Genomic DNA, 26,227 nt, shown 5'->3' with positions numbered 1-26,227 from the left:
CCAAGATCAGTGCATAAAAAAAGGCAGAGTCGGAGACCCTGCCTTTTTCATCGAAAAGTGAAGAAAAATTATTCTTCGGTTTCTTTTTCTTCGCCTTCAGCTTCTTCTTCGTCAGAAGCTTCTTCAGCGTTTTCTTCGCCGTCTTCCAGCTCTTCGTCTTCGTCGAGATCTTCGTCGAATTCAAAGCTGTCTTCTTCACGGCCTGTGAGGTCTTCGCCTGCTGCCTGACGGTTAGCTTCGTCTTCAGAACGAGCAACGTTAACAGAGATTTCAACTTCAACTTCAGGGTGAAGAACGATGGATACGTCGTGCAGACCGATGGTCTTGATTGGCGCGCGCAGGGAAACCTGGGAGCGAACAACGCTGAAGCCTGCTTCGGTCAGTTCACCAGCGATATCGCGGGTAGCAACAGAACCGTAGAGCTGACCAGTTTCGCCAGCAGCGCGGATAACAACGATGCTTGCACCAGCCAGCTTTGTGCCAACTGCTTCAGCTTCTGTCTTACGCTCAAGGTTACGAGCTTCAAGCTGTACACGTTCGCTTTCAAAGCGCTCAAGGTTAGCTTTGTTTGCACGAAGTGCTTTGCCCTGAGGCAGCAGGAAGTTACGTGCGTAACCGTCTTTAACAGCTACGGTTTCGCCCATCTGGCCAAGTTTAGCCACACGCTCAAGAAGGATAACTTTCATGGAATATCTCCTTTGCTGTCCTGCGGAAAGTGTGATCCGCAGTTAGAGAGAGCTTCTCGCTGACGCGATCAATCTCTCAACCGTGATCCCGACATGTCGGAATCATGAAAAAGGTCAGGGTGCAAAACACCCTGACCCAATAACCAAGACTTACTTGATTACGAAAGGCAGCAGGCCGAGGAAACGAGCGCGTTTGATGGCACGAGCCAGTTCACGCTGTTTCTTCGCAGATACTGCGGTAATACGGGAAGGAACGATCTTGCCGCGCTCAGAGATGTAGCGCTGCAGAAGACGGATGTCCTTGTAGTCAATCTTCGGAGCGTTCGCACCGGAGAATGGGCAGGTCTTACGACGACGGAAGAAAGGACGACGTCCTGCGGAAGAAGATTCAGCCATTTTCAATTACTCCGCTGCAGGTGCTTCAGGACGACGATCAGGGCGTGGGCCACGATCACCGCGATCGCCACGGTCCGGACGTGGACCACGATCGTTACGGTCACCACGACGACGGTCGTCGCGATCACGCTTCTGCATCATAGCGGACTGTTCTTCGTCCAGCTCTTCTACACGGATGGTCATGAAACGAAGAATGTCTTCGCTCAGGCCCATCTGACGTTCCATTTCAGCAACAGCCGCGTGTGGAGCATCTACATTCATCAGAGTGTAGTGAGCCTTACGGTTCTTGTTGATACGGTAAGTCAGAGTACGCAGACCCCAAGTTTCGATTTTGCCGACTTTGCCGCCGTTTTCTTCGAGAACAGTTTTGAACTGTTCAACGAGGGCTTCAACCTGCTGAGTAGAAATGTCCTGACGAGCCAGGAACACGTGCTCATAGAGCGCCATGTGGATTGCCTTTCTGAGTTAAACAATTCCGGTATTGGCGCAAAGCCCCTTCGAACGGCCCTCAGAAAAAGGCCCAGAAGATGTTTACACAAGAGCGGAGACACGGGAAGACGGATATCTTTCAACTCCTACAACCCCAAAGGGCTGCCTTCCTTTAAGCCTCCGGCCTAATACCGGAAACGAGACGGGCTTTATAGCCAATCCCCTACAAAAGGCAAGTACTATCGGGGAAAAAGACCTTTTTTCCAGATGCAGTCTTGACATTGCGCGTGCAAGGCGGCTCATGTCGCCCCGATGAATACGCAGGCAACCAAGGTTTTCCTTGGGTTTCTTGAAGGTGCAAGCAGCTGACCAATAGGGCATCTGCAGTGCTACTAATTTTGGCGGCGGTCATAATTTGCACGTATTTGGTGAATTTATAGCCGCCCCATCTTGGAATACAAAGTGGACCACCCACATTTGAGGCGATTGGCCCACATTGACGCAATATAGAGTGCGACGGAGCTATTTATAAATGACTATTGCATTTACATTTCCCGGACAGGGCAGCCAGACGGTTGGAATGGGTAAAGAACTTGCCGACACGTTCCCGGAAGCGCGCGCTGTATTTGAGGAAGTTGATGCAGCTCTCGGTCAGTCTCTGACCAAGATCATGTGGGAAGGTCCGGCAGACGAGCTGACCCTCACTGCAAACACTCAGCCAGCTCTGATGGCTGTAAGTCTCGCCACTATGCGTGTGCTTGAGGCTAAAGGCGTTGACCTCTCCAAAGCTGCAAGTTTTGTTGCCGGCCATTCTCTTGGTGAGTATTCTGCACTGGCTGCAGCGGGCTCTTTGAGCATTGCCGATGCAGCACGTCTGCTGCGCATTCGCGGTGACGCAATGCAAAAAGCAGTGCCAGTAGGTGAGGGCGCAATGGCAGCTCTCCTGGGGCTGGATTTCGATCAGGCGATGGAAGTTGCACAGGAGGCCGCTCAGGGCGAAGTCTGTCAGGCAGCCAATGACAACGCAACCGGTCAGGTTGTTGTGTCTGGCCATAAGGCAGCCGTAGAGCGTGCTTGTGAAATCGCAAAAGGCAAAGGCGCTCGCCGCGCTGTTCTGCTTCCGGTCTCCGCACCGTTCCATTGCTCCTTGATGCAACCTGCTGCAGACGCAATGGCAAAGGCATTGGCTGAAGTTGAAATTAAAGCACCGGTTGTTCCACTTGTTGCAAACGTTCTTGCTGCACCAATCACTGATCCGGAAGAAATCCGCACTCGTCTCGTAGAGCAAGTGACTGGAACTGTACGCTGGCGCGAATCTGTAACCTGGATGGCTGACAACGGAGTGACCACGCTCGTTGAAATCGGCACTGGTAAGGTTCTCAGTGGCATGGTGCGCCGTATCGTCAAATCTCTGGAAGGTGTTGCGATCAACACAGCAGAAGATATTGATGCACTTGTTGCACGTCTTGAAGGCGTCGAAAGCTAATACACAGATTTTGAAGGCTCAAAGGCACCGCATTTTGCACTGCGTATAGACGGAACCTATGGTTCCTCCCTATGAGCTTTCTTCAAACGGATTTTAAGCCGAGGAGACCAACGGCATGTTCAATTTAGAAGGTAAAGGCGCTCTCGTAACCGGCGCGACCGGTGGTATCGGTGAAGCGATTGCACGCGCTCTTCACGCGCAAGGTGCAACTGTAACCTTGTCCGGTACCCGCGAAGCGAAGCTGGAAGCGCTGGCATCTGATCTGGGTGACCGCGTTCACATTAAAGCAGCAAACCTGTCTGATCGTGACAGTGTTGATGCGCTTGTACCAGCGGCTGAAGAAATGATGGGCACTCTCGATATCCTAGTGAACAACGCTGGTATCACCCGTGACAACATCTTCATGCGCATGAAGGACGAAGAATGGGATCAGGTTCTTGAAGTAAACCTGTCTGCAACATTCCGCATCTGCCGTGCTGCAATCAAAGGCATGATGAAGCGTCGTCGGGGCCGCATTATCGGAATTACCTCTGTTGTTGGTGTTACCGGCAACGCAGGTCAGGTGAACTACTCTGCTGCAAAAGCTGGCATGATCGGCATGTCCAAGTCTTTGGCGCAGGAAGTGGCGTCTCGCAAGATCACCGTAAACACAATTGCTCCAGGTTTCATCTCAACCGCGATGACCGACGAGCTGAACGAAAAGCAGCGCGAATCGATCCTGGGCAACGTTCCAGCTGGTCGTTTGGGCACTGCTGAAGAAATCGCAGGTGCAGCTGTTTATCTCGCAAGTGATGAAGCAGCGTACGTTACCGGTCAGACACTGCACGTGAATGGCGGTATGGCGATGATTTAACGAAGAAATACGCAGCCGGTCCGATCCTCTTACAAATGGAGCAATCACTACTGGCGGCTGGTAAACCAGTGCTAATTGTGCTAGGAACCCGCCGATTAGAAGTGACCTCTTGGAAAGAGGAACGGAAAAGCTGCGGTTTTCTTTGGAAGCGGCTTAACATATGGGCCGTTGCGTCTTTTCAAAAGAACCAGAGTATGCAACACGGGAGCCGAGTGAAACAAGGCCCCGCGAAGCGGACCGAAACACTACCTTGAAAACCAATTGAGGACTTAAAATGAGCAATGTTGCAGAGCAGGTAAAGAAGATCGTTGTCGAACACCTCGGCGTAGAGGCTGACAAGGTCGTTGAATCTGCAAGCTTCATCGACGATCTTGGTGCAGACAGCCTGGACACCGTTGAACTGGTAATGGCTTTCGAAGAAGCATTTGGCGTTGAAATCCCGGACGATGCTGCTGAAACCATTCAGTCCGTTGGCGATGCTGTAAAGTTCATCGAATCCAAACAGGGCTAATCCTGTTTCAAAAAGCTAGGCACGCGGTGGGTCATTTGCGCTCGCCGCGCCTGTTTCCTTTTCAGCTGCATGCCTGTCGCAGAGAATGACACTTATGTCTTCCGGTACGACACAAAGGGCTGGCAGCGCCAATCTAATTAAAGTGCAGGAAATATGCGTCGAGTCGTTATCACAGGCATTGGCATGGTTAGCCCACTGGGCAGCAGTGCAGAAATCTCTTGGCAGCGAATTCTTGAAGGTAAGAGCGGTGCACGGCGCATCGAGGGCTTCGAAATTGAAGACCTTCAAACCAAAATCGCCTGTCAGGTACCACTTGGCGATGGAACCGATGGAACCTTCAATCCAGACGATTTCATGCTCCCAAAAGAACAGCGTAAAGTAGATGACTTCATCATTTATGCTGTCGCAGCTGCCGACCAGGCAATTGCAGATTCGGGATGGAATCCAGAAACCGAAGAAGAGCAGAACCGTTCCGGTACCCTGATTGGGTCTGGAATTGGCGGTCTTCAGGGTATCGCTGAAACAGCTATTATGATGGAAGAGAAGGGCCCGCGTCGTGTTAGCCCGTTCTTTATTCCTGGCCGCTTGATCAATCTTGCAAGCGGTTATGTGTCCATCAAGCACAAACTCAAAGGCCCGAACCACTCAGTGGTTACAGCTTGTTCCACTGGTGCGCACGCTATTGGCGATGCTGCCCGTCTGATCGCATTGGATGATGCAGACGTTATGGTTGCTGGTGGCACTGAGAGCACAATCTGCCGTTTGGGCATTGCCGGGTTTAACGCCTGTAAAGCACTGTCTACTGGCTACAACGATGAGCCTGAAAAAGGTTCTCGTCCCTACGATAAAGACCGCGATGGCTTTGTCATGGGCGACGGTTCTGGCGTTGTTGTTCTCGAAGAATACGAGCACGCTGTTGCGCGTGGTGCAAAAATCTACGCTGAAGTTGTTGGTTACGGTCTGTCCGGTGATGCATACCACATCACGGCACCGGCATCCGATGGCGACGGCGGGTACCGTTGTATGAAAGCTGCGCTGAAACGCGCTGGCATTTCTCTCGGTGATGTTGATTACGTCAACGCACACGGCACCTCAACCCCTCTGGGTGACGAGATTGAGCTGGGTGCAGTTGAGCGTTTGGCTGGTGATGATGCCGGGTCTTTGACCATGTCATCCACCAAATCTGCAACCGGCCACCTGTTGGGTGCCGCTGGTGCAGTAGAGGCAATCTTCACCGCTTTGGCGATCCGTGATCAGATTGCTCCACCAACGATCAACCTTGAAAATCCATCAGTTGAAACTGAGATTGACTTGGTCCCTAATAAAGCCAAGAAGATGGAGATTAATTATGCTCTGTCTAACTCATTTGGCTTTGGCGGCACAAACGCGTCTCTGGTTCTCAAAAAAGTCGAGTCATAACTCGCTTTCTTGATCAAGAAATAAAAGGGCCAGACTCCGCATGGCGGAATCTGGCCTTTTATATTGCGGCTCCCGAATGGGTTAGGCTCTGTAATGAGTATTTAAAGCGTATCTGCGAAAAGTGGGCATCGGTTTTCGCTAAGGATACGCTAGTAATGGAGTGCTGTAAGTGCTCCCGTATAGAGGGTTACAATGGCTCAATCGCCTGAAGACAACTCAAATGGGCCTCAAGATCAGTCCGATCTTCATATTCAGCCGGGTGGGCAATCTGCACCGCGGAGTCCCAGCCGCGCTATTCAGCCAGAAGCTGCACCACCACCTCCGCCGCGTTCCCGTCATGCACGCAATCCAGTCGTCATAACCATCAACTTTCTGCTTTCCATGGCTGTACTCGGTATTATCGTTGCCGGCGCTGCGCTTTATTGGGGGAAGGGCGAGTTTGATGCCACCGGCCCGCTGACAGAAGAGAAAATCTTCATTGTCGCGAGTGGCATGAGCCTGCCGCAGATTGCTGCGAAGCTGGAAGACGAAGGCGTCATTACCAATTCACTCGTATTTGAAGCTGGCACCCGCCTGTTCAAAAATGAGAATAAAATCAAAGCAGGTGAGTACGAGTTCCCACTGGGCATCTCCATGAAGACTGTCATGGAAGATCTTGTCGGTGGCCGTGCTGTGTACCACTCCGTAACCTTCCCGGAAGGCTGGAGCAGCGCTCAGATCATCAACCGCCTGAATGCAAACAAGATCCTGACTGGTGAAATCTCTGCAATCCCAGCAGAAGGCTCACTGCTGCCAGAAACTTATACATTCACCCGCGGAACCACGAAGGCGCGCATTATCGAGCAGATGGAAAAGGCGATGAATGATCACATCGCCCGCATCTGGGAAAAGCGCTCTCAGGGCTTGCCAATCGACACACCAGAACAACTCGTGATCCTTGCCTCTATCGTAGAGAAGGAAACGTCCAAGGTGGATGAGCATCCGCGCGTTGCCTCTGTCTTCGTTAATCGCCTGCGCAAGGGCATGCCGTTGCAGTCTGATCCAACGATCCTTTACGGCTTGTTTGGTGGCGATGCCTGGACAAAAGATCGCTCTGCGATCACGCGCTCCATGCTCAAAGAAAAGAACCCTTACAACACCTACCAGATCAAAGCACTGCCTCCAGGGCCAATCGGCAACCCGAGTGCTGCAGCTCTGGAAGCGGTCGCAAACCCTGCTCGCACAAAAGATCTCTACTTTGTAGCCGACGGAACGGGTGGCCATGCCTTCGCTGAAAGCTATAAACAGCATCAGCGTAATGTAGCCAACTGGCGTAAGGTTGAAAAAGAGATCCGTGCCAGACAGGCTGCGGAAAAGAAAAAGAACTGATCTGCAAACCTTGCAGGACAAAATGAGAAAAACCTGCCCAGTTGAAACACCGGGCAGGTTTTTTGCTGAAAGCAAGCATCTACGTGAAAGATGCATACTGGTTTTCAGATTAGGTTAGGCGCAAAGGCCGGGGCAACGACATACCTCATGGGCATGGACCGATTTCACGGGTAAGCTCAGGGCCAGCAAATATTGAATGAGAACGCCAACGAACAGACGGTGTTTAGATGAGGAGTTTCAAGGGATGGCACTGGCGAGCATGACCGGCTTTGCGCGCGTGGAAAGCAGCTATGAAGAGACACGCTGGGTGTGGGAACTCCGTTCCGTCAATGGCAAAGGCATGGATGCCCGCTTGCGTCTGCCTCAGGGGCTGGACGGAGTAGAAGCGGAAGTGCGCAAGCGCCTTGCTGCGAAGCTGAAACGCGGCAACGTCTCTGTAGGCCTGCAGATGCAACGTTCGCAGTCTGACACGGCGCTGGTTGTAAATGAAGACGCTCTTGAGCAAGTACTCAAAGCCATCTCCATTTTGCGGGACCGTCTGCCTGATGCGCCAGAGCCAACACTCGACGGCATTCTGGGCTATAAGGGCGTTTTGGAGTTTGAAGAAGCTGAAGAGAGCGAAGATGAAAAGAACGCTCAGATTGCGGCTCTTCTGTCATCCTTTGATGAAGCACTGAACGAGCTTGTCGAAATGCGCAGAAGCGAAGGCAACGCCATTGCCACTTTGCTGAAGGGCCAGGTCGATACCATTGAGGCATTGGCCCGGCAAGCTGAGGAACTGCCCTCCCGCAGCCCAGAGGCCATTCGCGCCCGTCTTGAAGCTCAGGTCAACGAGCTGCTTCAGGCGAGCAGCCAGCTTGATCCTCAGCGCTTGCATCAGGAAGCAGCTGTTCTTGCCACCAAAGCAGACATCCGTGAAGAACTGGACCGACTTTACGCGCACGTGGAAGCTGTCGGTGACTTGCTCGTCAAAGGTGGGGCCATCGGACGTCGCCTCGATTTCCTGGCACAGGAATTTAACCGCGAAGCAAACACGCTCTGTTCAAAGTCCAACAGCGTAGAGCTGACAGCAATCGGGCTGGAGCTGAAAACAGTGATCGACCAGCTTCGCGAACAAACTCAAAACATTGAGTGAAGCGGTGCTGCGAAAGTCAGGGATCGGTTTTCGCAGCAGAACATGAAGACAAAAGTTTGAAGTGCAGATAAGCAAAAGAAGACAGAACCACTATGACCTCTAAAAAATCAGATGGGACAACCGTATCAGCTCAGGACATCGAAGAGGCGCGCCGCGGCTTTATGCTGGTGTTAGCTGCGCCCTCCGGAGCTGGGAAGGGAACGATCGCAAACAAACTGCTGGCTGATGACGACAAACTGGCGCTCTCTGTGTCAGCAACGACCCGTCAACGCCGCGCAGCCGAAGAGCACGGCGTTCATTACTACTTTCTCGAAACGGATGAGTTCGAACGCAAAATCAAAGCCAACGAACTTCTGGAATGGGCCAAGGTCCACGACAACTATTACGGCACTCCGCGTGAACCGGTTGATGCCAGCCTGAACGCAGGTAAGGACATCCTGTTTGATATTGATATCGCAGGTGTGCGCCAATTGCAGGAACAAGCCGGAGAAGACGTTGTTGCCATCTTCGTTTTGCCACCATCAATCGCAGAAATGCACGCCCGCCTGACGGGCCGTGGAGATGACGATGATGCAGCCATCAAACGCCGCATGAAGACAGCGATTGACGAAGTCTCTGGTTGGCAGGAGTTTGACTATATCATTGTAAATGATGATCTGGATAAAGCCGTAGCAACAGTGCAGTCAATCATCGCAAGTGAACGTCTGAAACGGGTTCGCCTGCCAAAACTCTCCGGGAAGATGGAAGGTATGATTGCCGACCTGAAGTCCACCATTGCTGAATAATCAGACAAGAACAATGCAAAATCTTGTAAATTCAGAATGTTGACGTGGTTTTGTGACTCAAACTATTAGCTACTTGAATCAAATTATGAGCCAGATACAAGCAGGGCGTTATCTGCAAGAGCAGGTGCCCTGCAAAACAGCAGCCGTCGTGAGTGAATAGCCATTGACCAGCCAAGTACAGAGACGGGCTGAACTTGAGGACAAAGAGCGATGATCACACGACGTCAGGCGCTGAAAGGCGCTTTGTTTGGCGGGGCTGCTGTTGCTGGCGGCTTGGCTGGCGCCTCCAGCCTTTGGGCAGTTCCAAAACGACATGACATGATTGCACGCAACATCGATCATCAATTGATGAGCGGTGCACCTGCAACGAAAAACATGTTCACCTTTGGGGATGCAATGCCACCAACCCTGCGCGTAAAGCAGGGGCAGCCGTTCCACAGTCGCCTCATCAACAAACTGCATGAGCCAACGACGATCCATTGGCATGGCATGCGCCTGCCCAATGATATGGACGGCGTGGCATTCCTGACCCAGCACTACGTGTACACCGACGATCATTTCGATTATCGCTTCACACCACACGATGCAGGTACATTCTGGTATCACCCGCACTGCAACTCGCTGGAACAGTTGTCTTATGGCATGACTGGTTTGATGATCGTGGAAGAGGATGAAGATCCGGGGTTCGATCACGACATCCCAGTGAACCTACGCGACTTTCGCCTTGGCAGTGATGGTCAGTTCGTCAAACTGTTCCAGCCACGCAAATCCGCGCGAGCAGGGACATTTGGAACACTCCGCACGTCCAACTGGCAATCCGCGCCAGTTATGGATGTAAAAGCGGGCTCACTCGTCCGCCTGCGCCTGTGCGTTACTGATGTAACTCGCATTTACAAACTGTCCTTCCCACAAGGCACGGATGCAAAGGTCATCGCCATAGATGGTAATCCGGTCGAACCATTTGCAGTCAACAAGCTGGCGTTGGGGCCGGGGCAGCGTGCGGACATCGCAATGCGTATTCCAGATGGTGAAGGGGAGCAAATTGAGCTGACCAACTTCTCCTCGTCCTCTCCATGGCCGGTGCTGTCACTGAGAGCGATCGGGCAATCCTTGAACCGCGACCTGCGTGAGATCAAACCGTTGCCAGCCAATCCGATCCCGCAGCCTGATCTGAAAAACGCGGAGTACATCCCGCTGGAGTTCTCGGCCACAGCAGAAAAACGACCAGCCAATCCAATCTGCGGAAGTCTGGGGTTTTCATTCTGGGCGGTCAACAAAGAGGCATGGCAAGGCGCAGAGCGCGGCCCATTAGATCCGGTGCAAATTCTAAAGCGCGACAAGTCTTATGTGTTCGAGTTCATCAATCGAACCCCGCACACGCACCCGATCCATATCCACGGCATGACCTTCCAGCTCCTCAAGAGCAACAAACGCCAGCTCGCCCCATGGTGGACCGACACCGCGCTCGTGCTGCCAGACGAACGCGTTCAAGTCGCCGTGCGCCCGGACTACGAAGGCGACTGGCTCATGCACTGCCACATCATAGAACACCAGGAAAGCGGCATGACCGCCTTCATGCGCGTGGAGTAAAATCACTTCTGCGAAGAAACCAAAAGCCCTGAGACCGGATAAACTCTCAGGGCTTTCTTTTGCGCATACAGTAAGAAACGCTAGCGTGATTTTGCAGGATTAAACTTAGAAACGATGCTTAAAAGCCATGATACCAGACGCCCCAAGGTTACCTGTTGTATGGCCTTCGTTCACGGAGAGTACTGCTCCCAGACCCAATGAGGTCTCTTGCATAAGATCAATGTCATAACGGAAACCAAAATCCACCTGTCGTGCGCTAGGCGTAAGCTCTATCTCGTGGTCTGCGTAGGAAATCGTTCCATCCAGCAAACGTCCGGACGGGACACGAATGGTTCCGGTACCTTGTTCAATGCGCAAAGGTTGCCGCAGTAAAAATGTGACTGTATCGGTCTTCGAGAACAATCCTTCAACCTTCACCCCAGCGCTAAAGGCACTATGGAGAGCTGGATCAAGAGATTCGATGTACCCGGCGCCACTGGAAACGGTCATACCAAGCTCAGCATTTGCAAAGAATGAAAGGCCTTGCCGATATGTCCACTCACCAGCAAAAGAGAAGGCAGAACTTGCAGCAGATAAGCTCTCATCATCCTGGCTTTCCGCAGTGAGACCGAGCGCTGTACCTGTTTCGCTATTCACGGTGAAGCCAAAGACGCTTGTCAGATCAGGCGTTATCGCTCTTGCCGTAGAAAGTCCAAATCCTACTGAAGCGATACCATCATTCGTGCGTTCGATAAATGCTAGCGTACCAATACCGTGTCCATTGGATTTGCTCACGGTTGCAAAAGCCATGGTTTCAGGGCCGTCTGCAATAATTGAAGAATCGCCAGAAAATAGTCCGCTACCAGATCTTATGAAGCCGAGTTCCTCACCAACATCTGAGATGGTGCCTGAAACAAACTGAAGTCCGCCAGAATCCTGGGATAGCTCATTGTTCATGAAGGAATAAGACAACACTCCAGAGGATTTGACTTTGGTATCTGATCGGAAAGTGGCAAGCTGTGCACCGACGTTTTGTGACTGAGATCCCACAAGCGCACTTGCATCAATGGCAAAGTTTGCGCCAAGGGAATCGTAGATAGCCATGGCTTTACCCTGAAGCGCATTTGCTATGGCGTCTCCATGAGCTGTACCGGCTGTGACACTAACTTCTGATAGAGGAACAATGCCATCATAAGCATTATCGGAAAGCGGTGCACCTACATTTCCAATCGGCATCAACGCCGCTTTTAAGTCAAGAAAACCATGACCGAACTCTTCATTGTAAGCGTGGGTTACGCCGTTTCCGAAGTCGATAGTTCCAGTTGTTGTCATGAAGCTGTTGTTGGCTGATGCAAAGAGCCTGTTGAGCAAGTCTTTAGCTGGTAAAGATGGAAACGCCTCCGCAAGAAGGGTAATTGATCCAGATACTTGAGGAGCAGCAAAAGAGGTCCCTGTTGCCACTCCATAGGCGCTGTCCGACGATGAAGTTCCGCCGCGAACGGTTCCATTTGTTGTCAGGCAATATTGTGCGGTTTCAAGGCAACTTGCAGATACCCGATGTACCTTAGAGATGTTGCCATCAGAATCGTATTCAGGAAGACCATTGACTGCCACCGCCCAAGAGCCCTTCAGTTCAGAGAAAATTTCGGGCAGAGCTGCAATGAAAGATGAGCTGGTGTCATTCTCATCATTAGACTGTGCAAATACCACAACACCACTGCTGGTAAACTGATTAAGGGCAGATCTGTAGTTCTTCCAGGATTGAATGCTTTGGCCGGAATAATTAGCAAGAACGGCTTCCGGGGATAAGCCTGGATTCTGATTAGCTATCGAGTTGTAATAGGAAAGCGTGATGGTCGCGCCATTCGCAAAATGATAACCCCATGAATTATTTTGGACAATAGCCCCGTTGTTGAAAGCATCTGTAGTTGTCGCTGCAAGGTGTTCAGTGCCTGAACTGGACGGTGAACCACCCTCTAATGTGCTTAAGTGAAGGTCAGCGCCAGATGCAACTCCCATCACACCGCTTCCATTTTCATCTCCAGCTGCGATTGTTGCAACGAAGGTTCCATGGTCGTGCACTTCGTTCTTTCCGTAGACCGTAACATTTTTATCTCTGAGATCTTTGTGAGACAGCAAGAACCCGGTGTCGAGAATAGCAATTGTTTCCCCAGCACCGGTCAGCCCAACTGAACGCGCAAATTGAAGGTTGATGTCTGAGAACGCATTGCTTTTTATCGAGTACCCTGTTCCAGTCCAGGCTGAGCTAACGTTGATCTTCTGTGTGGCAAACTCATCAGTTTTGGAAATGAGATCCACTGTTGCTGTGTTAAATGAGGTCGTGCAAGAAGATGAAAAAGCATCGGGTGTACCGGCATTATTGGTACACGTTTGAGTCTTGATGAGTGGTGCGTTTCTATTGGCTGTGTCTGTGGCATCGGAACTCCCACCACCGCCATTGCACCCAGATAAGCTCAAGAGTGTGATCGACACACCAGCCCAGTATACGGTTGTTCTCATCAGAACCTCAACTTGATTAACGTCAGTTGCGCTCAACAAAGAAGGTCTGGCTGTATAGTGAAACTGTCAATTAGTGGGTTGAGGTAAGCTTGCTTAATGTGCAGTTTTAAAATTTGTTTTCAGATTTGTGTTTTGTACCATCTGTGTTCTGCAAAGATCAGTTCGAACTTGTTTGCCTAACGTAGAAAAATTCTTTTTGAACCGTTCAGGAAGACCGTGATTGCAGAGCTCCTTTTTCAAAGAACTCTGCTGCAGTGTGTTGCTTTGATACACTCAGTATCGCTTCCTCATGCATCGCCCAATCGTGTTTTGAAAGGTTAGTGACAGCTAGCTGATGGCATGGGGAACTATTCGGCGACATTAATGTCAGCCGCCGGAGTTCTCGAACCGGCAAGTTAATGCTGCAAAAGTCGAAAAGGCTCTCTTAATCTTCAGTGTGCCTTGTACAGCTGAGAGCCTGAAATTGAAAACAACCTATTCCTTGTCAAAAGCATGTGCCAGGGCAATGAAGCCGGTCACATCGATCTCTTCTGCGCGGGCAGTTGGCTTGAGGCCGGCAGCTTCGATACGAGCCTCTGCATCTGTCTTAAGGCCTTTTAAGCTTGCTCTGAGCATTTTACGGCGCTGACCAAAGGCATGAGCGGTTACTCGCTCTAACGCTTTCAAAGGGCACTCCAGAGGCTTCTCGCGCGGGTGTAGTTGCACAACAGCGGACGTCACCTTTGGTGGAGGGGTGAAAGCCTTTGGGTTCAGATCAAAAAGTATATCCGTATGACACCGCCAGTTTGCCAAAACGCCGAGGCGGCCATAGGCTTTATTGCCTGTTTCAGCAACAATGCGCTGTCCGACTTCTTTCTGGAACATCAATGTTAGAGAGTCCCAAAACGGAGGCCATTCCTCTGTTGTCAGCCACCCAAGCAGGAGTTGCGTACCCACATTGTAAGGCAGGTTAGCGATAATCTTGATCGGGCCGTCAGCAAGCTCAGCAGGATTGTACTTGAGGGCATCACCCTCAATCACTTCCAGCTTGCCATTGTAGTGCTCTGAAATCTGAGAAAGCACAGGCAAGCATCGCGTGTCTTTCTCAATAGCAACCACCTTCTTGGCACCAGCTGCAAGCAAGGCGCGTGTCAAACCGCCGGGGCCTGGACCAACTTCAACAACGGTACAGTTGCTCAGATCCCCGGCACTGCGGGCAATGCGCGAGGTAAGGTTGAGGTCCAGAAGAAAATTCTGACCAAGTGATTTGCGGGCATCGAGCCCATGCTCTGCAATCACCTCACGCAGAGGTGGCAGATCATCAATTTGTGCCATTAAACGAGCTCAGGTTGTGCGAGGGCTGCTGCAAGGCGCAGGGAAGCCATCAAGCTGTTTGGAGAGGCCTTATTCGTTCCCGCAATGGAAAATGCGGTTCCGTGATCAGGTGATGTGCGCACATAGGGGAGGCCGAGTGTCACATTCACAGCTTCATCAAAGGCCAGAGTTTTGACAGGAATGAGCGCCTGATCATGATACATGGCCACAGCCACATCATAGGTATCCAGCGCTTCACTGTGGAACATGGTGTCAGCGGGCAAAGGACCGCGAGCATCTATGCCTTCACTGCGCAGTTGAGCAATAGCTGGAGAAATCGTTTCGATCTCTTCCGTACCCATAGAGCCACCTTCACCTGCGTGAGGGTTGAGGCCTGCAATCGCGATGCGCGGTGAGGCAATACCAAACCGTTCGATCATGTCTTTGTTGATGGCCCGGCAGCGATCAACGATGAGATCCTTCGTCACCAGCTTTGGTACGTCCACAATTGGAACATGGACCGTAAGCGGAACGGCCATCAGCTCAGGGCCAGCCAGCAACATGATTGGTTCCACGTCCTTGTCCCAGTAGGTTTTCGCCAGATCGCCAAGAAACTCAGTGTGACCCGGATGATGAAAACCAGCGTCATAAAGGATTTTCTTGGAGATCGGGTTGGTGACAACAGCTGAAGCCCTGCCATCCTTCACATGTCGTACCGCAGTCTCGATGGATTCGATGACAAGAGCAGCATTCGTGCCAGAAGGGGCTCCGGGACTAACCTGAACTGGGCCAGAGAGAGGAACCACCGGAAGTGCCTCATCAAAACAGTCACAGGCGGCTTCTGGTTCCACCACTTTGATTGGAATTTTCAATCCGAGATGCTTTGCGCGGGCTTTGAGAAGCTCTGGATCGCATAGGACGTAGAACGGCTGAACAGCTTGTTCAAAGCGAACTTTCCACGTTTTAAGCGTAATATCAGGTCCAATACCTGCAGGCTCGCCCATTGTCAGGGCGAGCGCCAATTTCACTCTGCGCATAATAAAAAAACTTCTCCTGCTGCTGATCAGGCGATCAGCGCTGCTCGATTACAGCATTGGAGCGCAGGTCACGAAGGTAACGGCGAGAAAGCTGTTGCCCTTTTTTATTCCGCAACTCGCCCTCGATAGTGCTTCGCGCAGTCGCATCACTGTTGATTGTCTCTTTACCACAAAGAGCAATCATCTCAAATCCGGAGTCTACAGGGGTAGGCGCTGTGACGCGGCCGATAGAGATCTCATTCAGCTTTTTCACAAAAGGCGCAGGCAGATCAGTTTCAAGGCGTTTGCCGATTGGACGCACGATGACTTCATTCAAACCGGATGCAATGCGCGTTCCTTCTTCACAAGATGTGAAGCGGGCTCGAAGCTTCTTCATTTCAGTGACGCGTTTGTTTTTGAAGGACTTACTGGACTTCTTAGGGACGACAAAAATGATGCGCTGCAGATCGTATTCAACACTGGTTGCACCGCTCTCGTCTTTGTTTTCTTTGCCCTGAAGAGCAGCAATCACGTCTGACTCATTAATCCGAACGGTCGCGCGAAATCGCTGCATGACAACTTCAGACCAGGAAATTTCAGCACGTAGGCGATTTTTCAGCGTGCGAGGATTAACGCCGCTTTGAGAAAGCGCTTGCTTGAATTGAGAAGGCGAGAGTTTAACGCGCTGTGCGATTGTTGCAAAAGCATCATCAACTTTCTTGTCAGCGATTGAAACTCCGACTCGCTTTGCCTCTTCAAGCTTCAGCGCTTCATCAATCAGCTCATCCTTAGCTTTTCTTTTGGCAACGCTGGACGGTGCCCGTGTGGTGAGCGTGATAAGCTTTGACCGCTGTTGCAGTTCATAACTGGTAATCGGACGGCCATTGACGACAGCAACGATTTTACTTGCGGCTTCCGCAGAAGTAAGCATCGGACCAAGTGGCGCCAGCATGCTGGCAGCGACAACAAGCGAAGCACAGAAGCGAGTAAGTTTCATTTTGTTAAGCTCTCCGTCCCAAAGGCGATTGCCCTCAATGGACGCTCCCTAGATAGCACTGGTGCATATTTGGCACAGCTTGACTCAAATTAGAAGGGTGCAGCCCGGAAAAATTTATTCAAACTAATAATAACAAATGTAGGCGACATTCTGTCATGCCTCTGGCTATTTTCTGTGCACAGCCAGAGGTTTAAGCTTATCTACTTACTCAATCATTTGGGGATGAGTCAGAAGTTGAGGTCGAAAGGCTCGTATCACCAATAGTTCTGAGACCGAATCGGAAGAAGAAGATCCGCTCTACGGGCTCACCATTGTTTCGGCTTCTGTCTTCACCATAGGAGAGTGAAGCGGAGAAGCCTTCGTCGTCATAACCAAGACCAACAGTGTCCTGAACAATGTTCTCGTTGATCATGTCATAACGCAGTGAACCGAAGACACGCCAGTTTTCCTGCAAGTTCAGATTTAAGGCACCAACAAGCTCAGAGCGCTGTTCATCAATCCCAGCGTCTGGACGCTCTGCCAAATAGGCATAGGACAGAACTGTCGAAGCTGGACCATAACGACCACTCGCGCTGACTTCTGCACGTTCTACGCCAAAGTCATGTTCGCTAAAGCGTGCATTACCACCGACGCGAAAGCCAGTATTGGTGTCAAAATAGAGGCTCGTCACATAATCAGACCCTGCAGTCTGCAAGCCAGAGTCGCCTGTTGAATCGAGAATGCCTGGAACTGAATAGGAGTTCTGGCCGGCAAGCTGGAAGGAGCGACCAAACAAACCGCTGATAAACGAGCCTTTGTCAAACTGCAGCTTATACTGCAAACCTAAGTTTGCACGGGTGCCGCCCTCGTTACGGTCGAATCCTGAAAACTTATCCCATTCAAACAGCGTGGAAGCGTCAAACACGATAGACTGTGCGTCTTCGTTTGGAAGTTCTCCAATTGCTGCCTCGTTCGGACGAACAATGATCTGTGCGACGGGCTCGATAACCTGATTGCCACCGTTAAATGTTGCAAGGAATGGATAACGGTATTCCAAACCAATCGCAGGCATACCTCGGAAGACAACGGACTCATCTGAAAGAGCTGTCACATTATTATCTGCACTTGCGAGAAAATACAGGTTGGTCTTTGCATAGGCAAACGGTGTGAACACCTGACCAATCGGATCGATAAGTGTGCGCTGCCAAGTCAAGTTTGCGCTTAGACGAGTAAACGTTCCTTCCACACCACGAAAACGATTCTGGCCATTCACTGAGAACGCATCAGTCGTCTCACGTGTTAGACTTGTTAGGTTGCCATCGTAATTCAGTTGCCCACCAACAACAGATTTTTCGAAATAAATCGCGTTGTCTATAACAGGATGAACGAAAGGTTGCTTCTCTTGAAGGTCTGCATTGACTTGAGAAAACGGCCCAATTGGATTCATCGGCTGGGTTGGGCTCGGGTTGTCTTCCTGTGAAATCTGGAAGGCATATGCATTTGCATCAAAGAGATTGCGTTTTGTTTCGCCTTGCAAGTAAATGCGAGATACTTCTTGAGCGCTACCAAAACGAGCAAAGCCGTAATCTTGGCGGAATGCCCGGTCCGTTGCATAAGTAATGTCCCAGCCGGTTTGCCAGCGTTGACTCAGATCGAAGCTTCCGTCCGTATTGACAATAAAGCGACCACGTACATCGCCGCTGGAGCCATTAAAGGCACTTGGGTCTGCCTGAGAGATCCCGCCAAGTGAAACATTGTAGGAACCAGTATCAAACTGTTGCCGCCAATCCAGCTGGCCCAGTACACCCTGCTGCGTGAGCGGCGTGAGTGTCACGGTTAGATCGTATGTTGGCGAAAGGGACCAGTAATATGGAATCGCGGCACCAAAACCGAGGCGATTCTTGGTGACAAAGCGCGGAAGCAGGAAACCAGATTTACGGCCGACTGATGGATCTGCGATTGAGAAGTAAGGAATCTTGGCAATCGTATTCCCGAACAGCTCAATGGATGCACCCTCAAAATAGATGCGTTGCTTTTGCTGATTGTGGATGATCGTTGTTGATTTGATCCGCCATAACGGAGGCTTGGGAGCCTTCTTATAGACAGAGTAAGTGCCATTCCTCAGTGTGGTGACGTTGTCATTAGAGCGCTCAGCGCTCTCGGCAACGAAATGCGTAAACTGAGGAGTGTCAATCTGCAAAGCATTGACGAAGCCCTCAGAGAAATCATCACTCAAAGTCAGATTGTCTGCAAGAATGAGATTGCCATCAGGCTCTGTCATTTCCACATTGCCGTGCGCAGAAAACTTCCCGTCCTTACGATTGTAAGTCACACGATCTGCGAGCAATGTGTAGTTGTCAAAATAGATCTCAACACTACCCGTCGCGATAATGACGTCATTGTCAAAATCATAGCGAAGCTCTTTCGCTTCAAGCAACATTGGTTGAGATGTGTCCACAGCCTGCTGAGCAGACTGCGAAAGGTCGATCTGCGCAACTGCAGGCGCGCTGAGGACCGCAAGGCCAGCGCCGCACAGCAGAGCAACTGCAGAGACAGTGCGAAGGTATTCTGGCGATACGCAGCCAGCACCAACTCGCTTGATTTTCTGTTTCAGGATCAAGGCCGAACCCATCAACCATCCTCCTGATTTAACAGAATTGTAAAACCCATAAGAACCCCAAATACGCCAGGTGCCCATGCTGCAACCGTTGTGGGAACGATTCCAGCACCACCCAGATCCTTCGAGACTTCGGAAACGGCATAAAGCACGAAACCAGCAACAATGCCCCAAACGATCAAGCGGCCAATCCCCCCAAAACGCGATACACGCAGCGAAACAGCAGCAGCAATGACAATCATTGCCACAAGTAACAGGGGTTTGGCTAGAAGAGTCTGATATTGTAAAGAATACCTATACGCGGGTAGTCCAGCCCTTTGGGATAACTCAATAAAGCGTGGAAGACTCCAAAAACTAATAGATTCCGGCGAACCTATGCTCTCCTTGACCTCCGTCGGGGTCAAAAAAGTACTGACAGAGTAGTTCCCATAATGCTGTGGATCAGTGTCCACAGCATAGACAACCGCATCAGTTAGCCGCCACATGCCCTCAGCTAGGACGGCTCGCCGTGCTTCGATTCTCTCTGAAAACTGGCCTTGGCGGTCAAAAGAGAAGATCGTGACACCATTGAGTGACGCACCTTGCCCGCTGGTGTGGCGTGCATGAAGAACTGATTCACCATCGGTGCCGTTCTGCCTGAGCCAAACCTCTCCAGATCCTTCTAGCAAATAGGTTTGTTCCACACTGAACAAGCCCTCTGCCACCTCATCTGATTTTTGCTGCAGATATACAGCACCGGGATTATAACCAATCACAGCAGCAACGCCGATGAACAGGCCAGTCAGAAGAGCAGGGGCAGTAAACTGCCAGACCGAAATACCAGCCGCACGTGCGACCACAAGCTCAAGGCTTCTGGAAAGCGTAACAAACGCCCAGATAGAGCCAAAAAGGACGGCAAACGGAATAACCTGTTCAAGCAGAAGTGGAACGCGCAAGGCAGAAATCGCAGCAATGCGCAGAAGAGAAAACCCTTCACGATCGCCACCACGGCGAACAAGCTCAAGCACGTCAAACAGCAAGATCAAAACGGCAGCAAACAGAAAGAGGGCCAGAATCGACTTCAAAAACCGTTTGGATATGTAAAGACTAAGCGTTCTTCCGGTCATTACAGTCCTGCTGTCCCTTGGTTCTTGCGGCCTACCAATTTGGAGAACACACGACCAATGCCATTAAAGAGGCTTTGTGTTCCATCGACCAGACGCTGAACAAACCAAGGTCTTCTGTTCAGGCTAATGGACCACGCAGCAAGCGCAATTGCGATTATTGGGATTGCGTAGAGCAATGGGAACATATCAGGAGCCGAACTCACGATGAGCGTTGCGCCAAAACCTGCTGTTCTCAGCAGGGTCGCAACTGCGATTGTTGTTGTTATTGCAAGGCCTTGGTCCTGACGAGTGGTCTTGGGAGAACCCAGGAAAGCATAGATGATCAGACCAAAGGCAATGGGGTAAAGAGGGACACTTAAACGGTCGTGGAATTCCACAACTAGCTTGTCCCAATGCTTTGCGGCGTAAGAATCATCAGGGCTTGCGCTCAGCAATTCGAAGGTTGGACGCTCACTTGCCTTGAATGTTGGCTCGCGAGCCTCGGGAATCATCGAGGACAAATCGAAGCCATAACTCTCAAAGCTGACGATGGACATATCCTGCCCACCTTTCGGGCGGCGCTGGATCGTTCCATCAAGCATGACAAGCAGTGTTTTGTCCGCAGCCTCGATAATCCGTCCCGTTTCAGCCGTATAGGTGAATGAGGTTTCCGGATCGCGGGCATCATCCAGCAAGAGACCTTCAAGGATCCCATCACCGCTTCTGTTGCGGATATGGAAGGTAAGATTCTCTTCAATCGGAATGAAACGTCCAGGCTTGATGATGTTGGCGACCAGATCAACACGTACGCGCGTCAACTCACTGCGCAATTCCGCCAAGCCTGTCGGGGACAGATACATGGACAGGAAATACATCAGGGCTGTGATTGCGAGTGAAAACACCATGATTGGCCGGAGAACAAGCGACTTGGAAGCGCCCGAAGCGTTGATGACAATAAGCTCACTGTCGCGGGACATGCTGTTGAGCACGATTATAAACGCCAGCATCATTGCGAAGGGCGCAACGATCAGGATGAGGAAAGGCAGAGCCAGTGCAGTGATGTAGCCAAACTGCAAAAGGGTCTGGCCTTTTGAGGTGACAAGATCCAGCTGGCGCAGCGCTTGGGTGGACCAGACGACGCCAGTCATGGCGGCCAGTGTCACAATAAAGGCGGTAAAGCTGCGTTTGACGATGTAGCGTTCAATAGTTTTCATTGTGCCGTGCAACAGAACCTTTTCTTGTTCGTTATGGGGGAGGCCAAGCCGCAAAATGATTCAAGTCCACTCAATAACACGGAATACGGCAGAAAGCCGGATCATCGGATCTTTTAATGAATAAACTCGCAAGTTTCTTCACATAGCCTTGAAACGGGACCATTATCGAGCCATGTTCTGCCATGAATTTTAAGAGTAGCTGGACCACGCGTCCGCCTGTGATTGCTAGCATATTCTGCTAGAAATTGCCTATCGCAGGTCATTCCGAGGAAAGAAACGACATAATGACGCAATTCACATCCATTAAGATCGCGCAGTATTCTGATGCAACAGCACCCGTTCAGGTCGTCTTTGCAGGTGAAGAACTCAGCTTTGCAGCAGAAGCTGAGGGTGTGATGGGCTCTGCTGGAAAAACTGTTGAGCGCGCTGCTAAAACGGCTGATTTCACAGGTAAGAAATCCGGTATCATGCACTTGCTCGCGCCAGAAGGTATGGATGCAGACCGTTTGATCGTTGCAGGCCTTGGCAAAGTCGACGATCTGAAAGAGCAGGACTGGGTTAATCTGGGCGGTGAAGTTGCTGGCAAATTGCTTGCGCTCAAAGCGGGAGGTGCAGAAGTGACCTTCCCAGCTATCGCAACAGCTCAGCAAGCCGCAGACTTTGCGCAAGGTGCTTTGCTGCGTGGTTACAAGTTTGACACCTACCGCACTGTTAAGAAAGAAGCAGACGGCGACAAAGCCTGCGAAATCACGCTGAAGGTGCAGGATGCAGCAGCCGTTGAGCCACTTTGGGCAGAAGCTGAGGCTGTGGCAGAAGGCACACTTCTCGCACGTACTCTTGTTGATGAGCCTGCCAACACGCTTGGCCCGGTTGAGTTCGCTGCAAAAGCTCAGCAGCTCTCTGAGTTCGGCGTGGAAGTTGAAATCCTTGACGAAGCAGAGATGCAGGAACTGGGCATGAATGCACTGCTGGCCGTTGGTCAGGGATCAGTTCGTCCTTCCCGTTTGGCAATCATGAAATGGAATGGCGGCAAGGAAGGCGATGCTCCAATCGCATTCGTTGGTAAAGGCGTTGTGTTTGATACCGGTGGTATCTCCCTGAAGCCGGGCGCTGGCATGGAAGACATGAAGGGCGATATGGGCGGCGCAGCAGCTGTCATCGGCCTCATGAAAGCTCTTGCTGGCCGTAAAGCTGCAGTCAATGCAATCTGTGTGCTGGGTCTGGTGGAAAACATGCCGGATGGTAACGCGATCCGTCCGGGCGACATCGTCAAAACCATGTCTGGTCAGACCGTTGAGATCCTCAACACCGATGCGGAAGGCCGCTTGGTGCTGGGTGATGCGCTTTGGTACACACAAAGCCGTTTTGAGCCGAAGTTCATGGTAGACCTTGCAACCCTGACAGGCGCTTGTCTGGTTGCTCTGGGCGGCCATCGCGCAGGTGTCTTCTCTGCTGATGATGAGCTGGCAGCGCAGATCTGCGAAGCTGGTGAAACCACTGCAGAAAAAATGTGGCGTTTGCCTCTGGGGGATGAGTACGACAAGATGGTCGACACCCCAAATGCCGATATGCGGAACACCGGCGGTAGCCGTTGGGGTGGTGCAAGCACTGCAGCTGTTTATCTGCAGCGTCACACAAATGAGGCCAAGTGGGCACACATCGATGTGGCCGGCACTGCAATGGGCTCCAAGAAAAACGCAATCTCTCAGGGCTGGGCATCCGGTTTCGGCGTGCGCGCACTGAACCGCATGATCAAAGATCATTACGAAGGCTAAGCCTTGCATCAGGCAATAAAATGCATGTGCTAAATTAAACGAACAAAGGCCGGTCACAGAAGCTGTGGCTGGCCTTTTTTGCTGCTCATCACTGAGACTACAGAGACTTCTCGATGACGGCAAAAAAAGAACCCCACTTCAAACTGAAGAGGGGCATTCTTGATCTTAAAAGAGTTAAACGCGCTAAGCGCTATATTCAAAGAAAATTTTATATTTGAAAGAGTAAGTTGGTTTTCCAGTCAATCAGCAGGTCTGATAATGAATACAGGAGCTGGAGGCTTCTGGAAGCATTGCACCCACTGCAGCTGTTACGCCAACAAGACCGGATACAAGAGCAAAGAACAATACAATACGCGCTGCCATTTGGTCGTTTCCTAAATATACAATGCCTGCGGTCCCACAACACCACAGAGATGAGAGCATTTCACTCTCCATAATTTGGCGTCGGTTTCGCTAAGCTTAACACCACACCGAAATTCCCCAGGAATGCGGTCAAGTCTAGCCCTTTAAAGCGTCTGGGTTGGGTTTATCAACGATTCCTATGAATATCCCGATGTAATTGGGATCATTCACGACAATTTTTAGGATAAAATGTGGTCAATTGAGAAACACAGTGATTTGGGCTTTACATATTCCATGCGCAGCCTGATGCAGCATGCGTCGCACGGCGTATTGGGCTGCAGGACGCAAAAAGCCTGCCGGATAAACGGGAAACCAGAATATGAGTGAAGTGCTGTTCTACCAGCTCTCTAAATTTCCGCTGGAACGGGCCTTGCCCACTCTCCTTGAAAAGTGCTTGGAGAGAGAATGGGTTGTCACCATCCAGTTTGGAACGGAAGCACGGTGTGATGCCATTGATTCTTACCTCTGGACCTATTCTGACGATGGTTTCCTGCCTCACGGCACCAAAAAGGAAGGCCATCCGGAATTTCAGCCCATCTACCTGACAACGGAAAACGACAACCCCAATGAGGCAATCGTCCGCTTTCTGGTGGACCGCGCACCGCTACCAGATCCGGCGCAGTACAAGCGCGTTGTTTATATGTTCGACGGCAACGATCAGGATGCCTTGCAAGAAGCCCGACAGCGTTGGCTTGAGGTCAAAAACGGCGACCACGAACTCACATACTGGGCGCAGACCGACAATGGCGGATGGGACCGGAAAGCATGACCACTGACGACATAGACCATCGCAAACAACTACGCGCGCGTCTGGATACGTTGGAAGGTGCAAATGGTGGTGGCTGGGAAAACCGCAAAAGCTGGTTTGAGCAAGTCTACACCACTGCCGATGGCGACACCAACGAGATCCCGTGGGCCGAGCTGAAGCCAAAAGCGCCATTAGTGGAATGGCTGAAACACAACAAGGGTGAGGGGCGCACCGCGCTGGATGTGGGCTGCGGGCTGGGCGATAACGCCAATGCTTTGCATGAGGCTGGTTGGAAAACCTCGGCCTTCGACGTGGCGCCCACAGCAATAGAGTGGGCGCAAAAGCGCTTCCCATCCGGTGAAATCGAGTTCCGTTGTGCAGACCTGTTCAACCCGCCAGCAGATTGGGTTGGCAAATTCGATCTGGTCTACGAATGCTTTACTCTGCAGGCCATCGGCATTGAAATGCGCGGTGATGTGGTCAAACCTCTCAAAAGCCTCGTCGCCCCCGGCGGCTCGCTGATCATCCTCGGGCGGTACTATGATGGCACCGGCGACCGCTCTGGCCCGCCATGGCCACTGACGGATGAAGAGATTGCAGCGTATTACGGTGACGGTTTTAAAGAGGCTTCAAGAACAACATTCGTCCAACACAAAGACGATGGCCGCAACATCCCCCACATCTGGCTGGAGCTGAAGCGCAGTGCTTAGAGCCGAGCGCCAATAGAGAACATCATGCGCCTCACTTCGAGCACGGAGAGGGGCGTTTTATCTTCAGGGGACAGCATGAGGATCGCAATCACCGGAACCCACGGCAGCGGCAAAACAACACTCATAGAAGACTTTGTCGATCAACACCTGACCTATGAAGCCACGCAGGAACCTTATTGGGACCTGGCAGAGCAGGGCATTGCACTCTCAGATGAGCCCTCCATCGCAAGCTTCACAGAGCAGCTGAGCCATAGCCTGAAAACGATCCTCACCTCCGGTGCAGAGCAAAACATAATCTTCGATCGCTGTCCGCTGGATTTCATGGCTTATCTGGAAGTGCTGAGTGAACAAGACGGCGATGAATGGGAGCCGTCAGGTCAGCTCCTGAGGCAGATCGAACAAGCCTTCAGCACTCTGGACCTGATCATCTTCCTCCCGCTCATTTCACCTGATGAGATCACCACCACCATCGAATACCCCAAACTGCGGAAACAAACCGACACCCGTCTGAAGCAAATCCTCCGCGATGACACGCTCGGATTGCTGGATGTCCTGCCCGAAACGGTGGAGCTGAGAGGCTCCAAGTACGACCGAGTAAAAGCCCTGTCAAAACTGGTTTCTGAGGTCTAACATGGTGTGAACCGGTCACTTGAATCAGTTTGTGAAGCCGGTGAATCTGTATATTAGAAAACTCAGTTAACCTATTGTGATAACTAACTTATTGAATTGGAAGAGGCCTGATGACGCAACCGCTGGTGAAGCTTGGGCTGTTGGTGTGTTTGCCAATTCTCTTGCACACTTTCGTCCCTATGCAGGCTTGGTGGCCTGTGCTCAGATATTCAAGTTCCTACAAGCAAGTTGCTCAAGAGCACACTGTTGAATTTGCAAAGCTCAGTCTAGAGGTTGCGGGCAAAGCGATCGTGGTGATGAACGAGCGTGACAAAAGCCATATCTTCAGCGAGCGCACATACTTAAAACTGCTTAAGTTGCAGGGCGACAGGCGCGAGCCATCTCTGGTCGCAATGCATTGCAAGGGAAGTGTCTGCACCAACCAGCCAAGTGACGCTCTCTTCGCAACGCTCATGTTAGCCTTTACTGCTTTGATCCTGGCCTTTGCCATGAAATTTGGGCTACGCCGGTCCTTCCCGTTGGGGGAAGCTACTGACATAGGTATGTCTGACAGGGATGCATAAGGCGCTCTACACGTAGCAATAAAAAACCCGGCACTGTTTCC

At 51.3% G+C, this 26,227-nt stretch carries 23 protein-coding genes; 13 read left to right on the top strand and 10 right to left on the bottom strand.

What is annotated here, in order from left to right; genetic code table 11:
* Positions 1 to 68: 68 nt before the first annotated feature.
* The 3 genes from rplI to rpsF form a co-directional block, all read right to left on the bottom strand.
* A complete protein-coding gene (rplI, locus tag DHN43_RS01325; protein ID WP_063307241.1) occupies positions 69 to 686 on the bottom strand; it encodes a 50S ribosomal protein L9 in 618 nt (205 codons plus the stop codon).
* Positions 687 to 836: 150 nt separating this feature from the next.
* The gene (rpsR, locus tag DHN43_RS01320) at positions 837 to 1,082 is read right to left on the bottom strand and encodes a 30S ribosomal protein S18 (protein ID WP_008552033.1); all 246 of its coding nucleotides are present in this window, start codon (positions 1,080 to 1,082) and stop codon (positions 837 to 839) included.
* Between the two features lie 6 nt (positions 1,083 to 1,088).
* Entirely contained in the window at positions 1,089 to 1,529 is a 441-nt protein-coding gene (gene rpsF / locus DHN43_RS01315) for a 30S ribosomal protein S6 (protein ID WP_057460953.1), read from the bottom strand.
* Between the two features lie 514 nt (positions 1,530 to 2,043).
* On the opposite strand from rpsF, the gene fabD reads away from it, so the two are divergent.
* The 8 genes from fabD to DHN43_RS01275 all read left to right on the top strand — a co-directional run bounded on the left by fabD (position 2,044) and on the right by DHN43_RS01275 (position 10,658).
* Entirely contained in the window at positions 2,044 to 2,997 is a 954-nt protein-coding gene (gene fabD, locus DHN43_RS01310; RefSeq protein ID WP_063291850.1) for an ACP S-malonyltransferase, read from the top strand.
* 115 nt (positions 2,998 to 3,112) lie between these two features.
* Positions 3,113 to 3,850 carry a 3-oxoacyl-[acyl-carrier-protein] reductase gene (gene fabG, locus DHN43_RS01305; protein ID WP_108817483.1) on the top strand — a complete coding sequence of 246 codons (738 nt, stop codon included), beginning with the start codon at positions 3,113 to 3,115 and terminating at the stop codon, positions 3,848 to 3,850.
* Between the two features lie 274 nt (positions 3,851 to 4,124).
* Positions 4,125 to 4,361: an acyl carrier protein gene (locus DHN43_RS01300; protein ID WP_008551920.1), complete on the top strand. Its 237-nt coding sequence runs from the start codon at positions 4,125 to 4,127 to the stop codon at positions 4,359 to 4,361.
* Between the two features lie 153 nt (positions 4,362 to 4,514).
* Positions 4,515 to 5,780: a beta-ketoacyl-ACP synthase II gene (gene fabF / locus DHN43_RS01295; RefSeq protein WP_057460955.1), complete on the top strand. Its 1,266-nt coding sequence runs from the start codon at positions 4,515 to 4,517 to the stop codon at positions 5,778 to 5,780.
* Positions 5,781 to 5,972: 192 nt separating this feature from the next.
* Complete coding sequence (gene mltG, locus DHN43_RS01290; RefSeq protein WP_108817482.1) at positions 5,973 to 7,148, top strand: endolytic transglycosylase MltG; 1,176 nt, start codon at positions 5,973 to 5,975, stop codon at positions 7,146 to 7,148.
* A 244-nt stretch (positions 7,149 to 7,392) separates the two neighbouring features.
* The gene (locus DHN43_RS01285) at positions 7,393 to 8,283 is read left to right on the top strand and encodes a YicC/YloC family endoribonuclease (protein WP_108817481.1); all 891 of its coding nucleotides are present in this window, start codon (positions 7,393 to 7,395) and stop codon (positions 8,281 to 8,283) included.
* A gap of 92 nt (positions 8,284 to 8,375) precedes the next feature.
* Positions 8,376 to 9,068, top strand: a complete 693-nt coding sequence (gene gmk, locus DHN43_RS01280) for a guanylate kinase (RefSeq protein ID WP_063296518.1) — start codon at positions 8,376 to 8,378, stop codon at positions 9,066 to 9,068.
* Between the two features lie 210 nt (positions 9,069 to 9,278).
* Positions 9,279 to 10,658: a multicopper oxidase family protein gene (locus tag DHN43_RS01275; RefSeq protein WP_108817480.1), complete on the top strand. Its 1,380-nt coding sequence runs from the start codon at positions 9,279 to 9,281 to the stop codon at positions 10,656 to 10,658.
* Between the two features lie 105 nt (positions 10,659 to 10,763).
* On the opposite strand, the gene DHN43_RS01270 is transcribed toward DHN43_RS01275, so the two are convergent.
* From DHN43_RS01270 to lptF, 7 genes are all read right to left on the bottom strand, one after another.
* A complete protein-coding gene (locus tag DHN43_RS01270; RefSeq protein ID WP_108817479.1) occupies positions 10,764 to 13,157 on the bottom strand; it encodes a S8 family peptidase in 2,394 nt (797 codons plus the stop codon).
* A 474-nt stretch (positions 13,158 to 13,631) separates the two neighbouring features.
* Complete coding sequence (rsmA, locus tag DHN43_RS01265; protein ID WP_108817478.1) at positions 13,632 to 14,471, bottom strand: 16S rRNA (adenine(1518)-N(6)/adenine(1519)-N(6))-dimethyltransferase RsmA; 840 nt, start codon at positions 14,469 to 14,471, stop codon at positions 13,632 to 13,634.
* Positions 14,471 to 15,487 carry a 4-hydroxythreonine-4-phosphate dehydrogenase PdxA gene (gene pdxA / locus DHN43_RS01260; RefSeq protein ID WP_057465379.1) on the bottom strand — a complete coding sequence of 339 codons (1,017 nt, stop codon included), beginning with the start codon at positions 15,485 to 15,487 and terminating at the stop codon, positions 14,471 to 14,473. The genes rsmA and pdxA overlap by 1 nt, the downstream gene beginning before the upstream one ends.
* 34 nt (positions 15,488 to 15,521) lie before the next feature.
* Positions 15,522 to 16,463: a SurA N-terminal domain-containing protein gene (locus tag DHN43_RS01255; protein ID WP_108817477.1), complete on the bottom strand. Its 942-nt coding sequence runs from the start codon at positions 16,461 to 16,463 to the stop codon at positions 15,522 to 15,524.
* Positions 16,464 to 16,671: 208 nt separating this feature from the next.
* A complete protein-coding gene (locus DHN43_RS01250) occupies positions 16,672 to 19,074 on the bottom strand; it encodes an LPS-assembly protein LptD (protein WP_108817476.1) in 2,403 nt (800 codons plus the stop codon).
* Positions 19,074 to 20,165 (bottom strand): LPS export ABC transporter permease LptG, encoded by a 1,092-nt coding sequence (gene lptG / locus DHN43_RS01245; protein WP_108817475.1) that lies wholly within the window; start codon positions 20,163 to 20,165, stop codon positions 19,074 to 19,076. Before lptG ends, DHN43_RS01250 begins: the two co-directional genes overlap by 1 nt.
* The gene (gene lptF, locus DHN43_RS01240) at positions 20,165 to 21,358 is read right to left on the bottom strand and encodes an LPS export ABC transporter permease LptF (RefSeq protein ID WP_208986645.1); all 1,194 of its coding nucleotides are present in this window, start codon (positions 21,356 to 21,358) and stop codon (positions 20,165 to 20,167) included. Before lptF ends, lptG begins: the two co-directional genes overlap by 1 nt.
* Positions 21,359 to 21,642: 284 nt before the next feature.
* On the opposite strand from lptF, the gene DHN43_RS01235 reads away from it, so the two are divergent.
* From DHN43_RS01235 to DHN43_RS01215, 5 genes are all read left to right on the top strand, one after another.
* On the top strand, positions 21,643 to 23,133 hold the full coding sequence (locus DHN43_RS01235; RefSeq protein ID WP_108817474.1) for a leucyl aminopeptidase: 1,491 nt from the start codon (positions 21,643 to 21,645) through the stop codon (positions 23,131 to 23,133).
* Between the two features lie 721 nt (positions 23,134 to 23,854).
* On the top strand, positions 23,855 to 24,304 hold the full coding sequence (locus DHN43_RS01230; RefSeq protein ID WP_063288455.1) for a DNA polymerase III subunit chi: 450 nt from the start codon (positions 23,855 to 23,857) through the stop codon (positions 24,302 to 24,304).
* On the top strand, positions 24,301 to 24,993 hold the full coding sequence (locus DHN43_RS01225; RefSeq protein WP_108817473.1) for a class I SAM-dependent methyltransferase: 693 nt from the start codon (positions 24,301 to 24,303) through the stop codon (positions 24,991 to 24,993). Before DHN43_RS01230 ends, DHN43_RS01225 begins: the two co-directional genes overlap by 4 nt.
* Positions 24,994 to 25,068: 75 nt before the next feature.
* Complete coding sequence (locus DHN43_RS01220; RefSeq protein WP_108817472.1) at positions 25,069 to 25,623, top strand: AAA family ATPase; 555 nt, start codon at positions 25,069 to 25,071, stop codon at positions 25,621 to 25,623.
* A gap of 110 nt (positions 25,624 to 25,733) precedes the next feature.
* Positions 25,734 to 26,186, top strand: a complete 453-nt coding sequence (locus DHN43_RS01215) for a hypothetical protein (protein ID WP_108817471.1) — start codon at positions 25,734 to 25,736, stop codon at positions 26,184 to 26,186.
* The last annotated feature ends 41 nt before the right edge of the window (positions 26,187 to 26,227 follow it).

The organism is Pseudovibrio sp. Alg231-02, from assembly GCF_900143565.1.
Taxonomy (GTDB): domain Bacteria; phylum Pseudomonadota; class Alphaproteobacteria; order Rhizobiales; family Stappiaceae; genus Pseudovibrio.
This window is presented reverse-complemented; position numbering and strand designations above follow the sequence as displayed.

Coding starts and splice junctions, on each gene's coding strand:
- rplI (WP_063307241.1), bottom strand. CDS start 686: ATGAAAGTTATCCTTCTTGAGCGTGTGGCTAAACTTGGCCAGATGGGC.
- rpsR (WP_008552033.1), bottom strand. CDS start 1,082: ATGGCTGAATCTTCTTCCGCAGGACGTCGTCCTTTCTTCCGTCGTCGT.
- rpsF (WP_057460953.1), bottom strand. CDS start 1,529: ATGGCGCTCTATGAGCACGTGTTCCTGGCTCGTCAGGACATTTCTACT.
- fabD (WP_063291850.1), top strand. CDS start 2,044: ATGACTATTGCATTTACATTTCCCGGACAGGGCAGCCAGACGGTTGGA.
- fabG (WP_108817483.1), top strand. CDS start 3,113: ATGTTCAATTTAGAAGGTAAAGGCGCTCTCGTAACCGGCGCGACCGGT.
- DHN43_RS01300 (WP_008551920.1), top strand. CDS start 4,125: ATGAGCAATGTTGCAGAGCAGGTAAAGAAGATCGTTGTCGAACACCTC.
- fabF (WP_057460955.1), top strand. CDS start 4,515: ATGCGTCGAGTCGTTATCACAGGCATTGGCATGGTTAGCCCACTGGGC.
- mltG (WP_108817482.1), top strand. CDS start 5,973: ATGGCTCAATCGCCTGAAGACAACTCAAATGGGCCTCAAGATCAGTCC.
- DHN43_RS01285 (WP_108817481.1), top strand. CDS start 7,393: ATGGCACTGGCGAGCATGACCGGCTTTGCGCGCGTGGAAAGCAGCTAT.
- gmk (WP_063296518.1), top strand. CDS start 8,376: ATGACCTCTAAAAAATCAGATGGGACAACCGTATCAGCTCAGGACATC.
- DHN43_RS01275 (WP_108817480.1), top strand. CDS start 9,279: ATGATCACACGACGTCAGGCGCTGAAAGGCGCTTTGTTTGGCGGGGCT.
- DHN43_RS01270 (WP_108817479.1), bottom strand. CDS start 13,157: ATGAGAACAACCGTATACTGGGCTGGTGTGTCGATCACACTCTTGAGC.
- rsmA (WP_108817478.1), bottom strand. CDS start 14,471: ATGGCACAAATTGATGATCTGCCACCTCTGCGTGAGGTGATTGCAGAG.
- pdxA (WP_057465379.1), bottom strand. CDS start 15,487: ATGCGCAGAGTGAAATTGGCGCTCGCCCTGACAATGGGCGAGCCTGCA.
- DHN43_RS01255 (WP_108817477.1), bottom strand. CDS start 16,463: ATGAAACTTACTCGCTTCTGTGCTTCGCTTGTTGTCGCTGCCAGCATG.
- DHN43_RS01250 (WP_108817476.1), bottom strand. CDS start 19,074: ATGGGTTCGGCCTTGATCCTGAAACAGAAAATCAAGCGAGTTGGTGCT.
- lptG (WP_108817475.1), bottom strand. CDS start 20,165: ATGACCGGAAGAACGCTTAGTCTTTACATATCCAAACGGTTTTTGAAG.
- lptF (WP_208986645.1), bottom strand. CDS start 21,358: ATGAAAACTATTGAACGCTACATCGTCAAACGCAGCTTTACCGCCTTT.
- DHN43_RS01235 (WP_108817474.1), top strand. CDS start 21,643: ATGACGCAATTCACATCCATTAAGATCGCGCAGTATTCTGATGCAACA.
- DHN43_RS01230 (WP_063288455.1), top strand. CDS start 23,855: ATGAGTGAAGTGCTGTTCTACCAGCTCTCTAAATTTCCGCTGGAACGG.
- DHN43_RS01225 (WP_108817473.1), top strand. CDS start 24,301: ATGACCACTGACGACATAGACCATCGCAAACAACTACGCGCGCGTCTG.
- DHN43_RS01220 (WP_108817472.1), top strand. CDS start 25,069: ATGAGGATCGCAATCACCGGAACCCACGGCAGCGGCAAAACAACACTC.
- DHN43_RS01215 (WP_108817471.1), top strand. CDS start 25,734: ATGACGCAACCGCTGGTGAAGCTTGGGCTGTTGGTGTGTTTGCCAATT.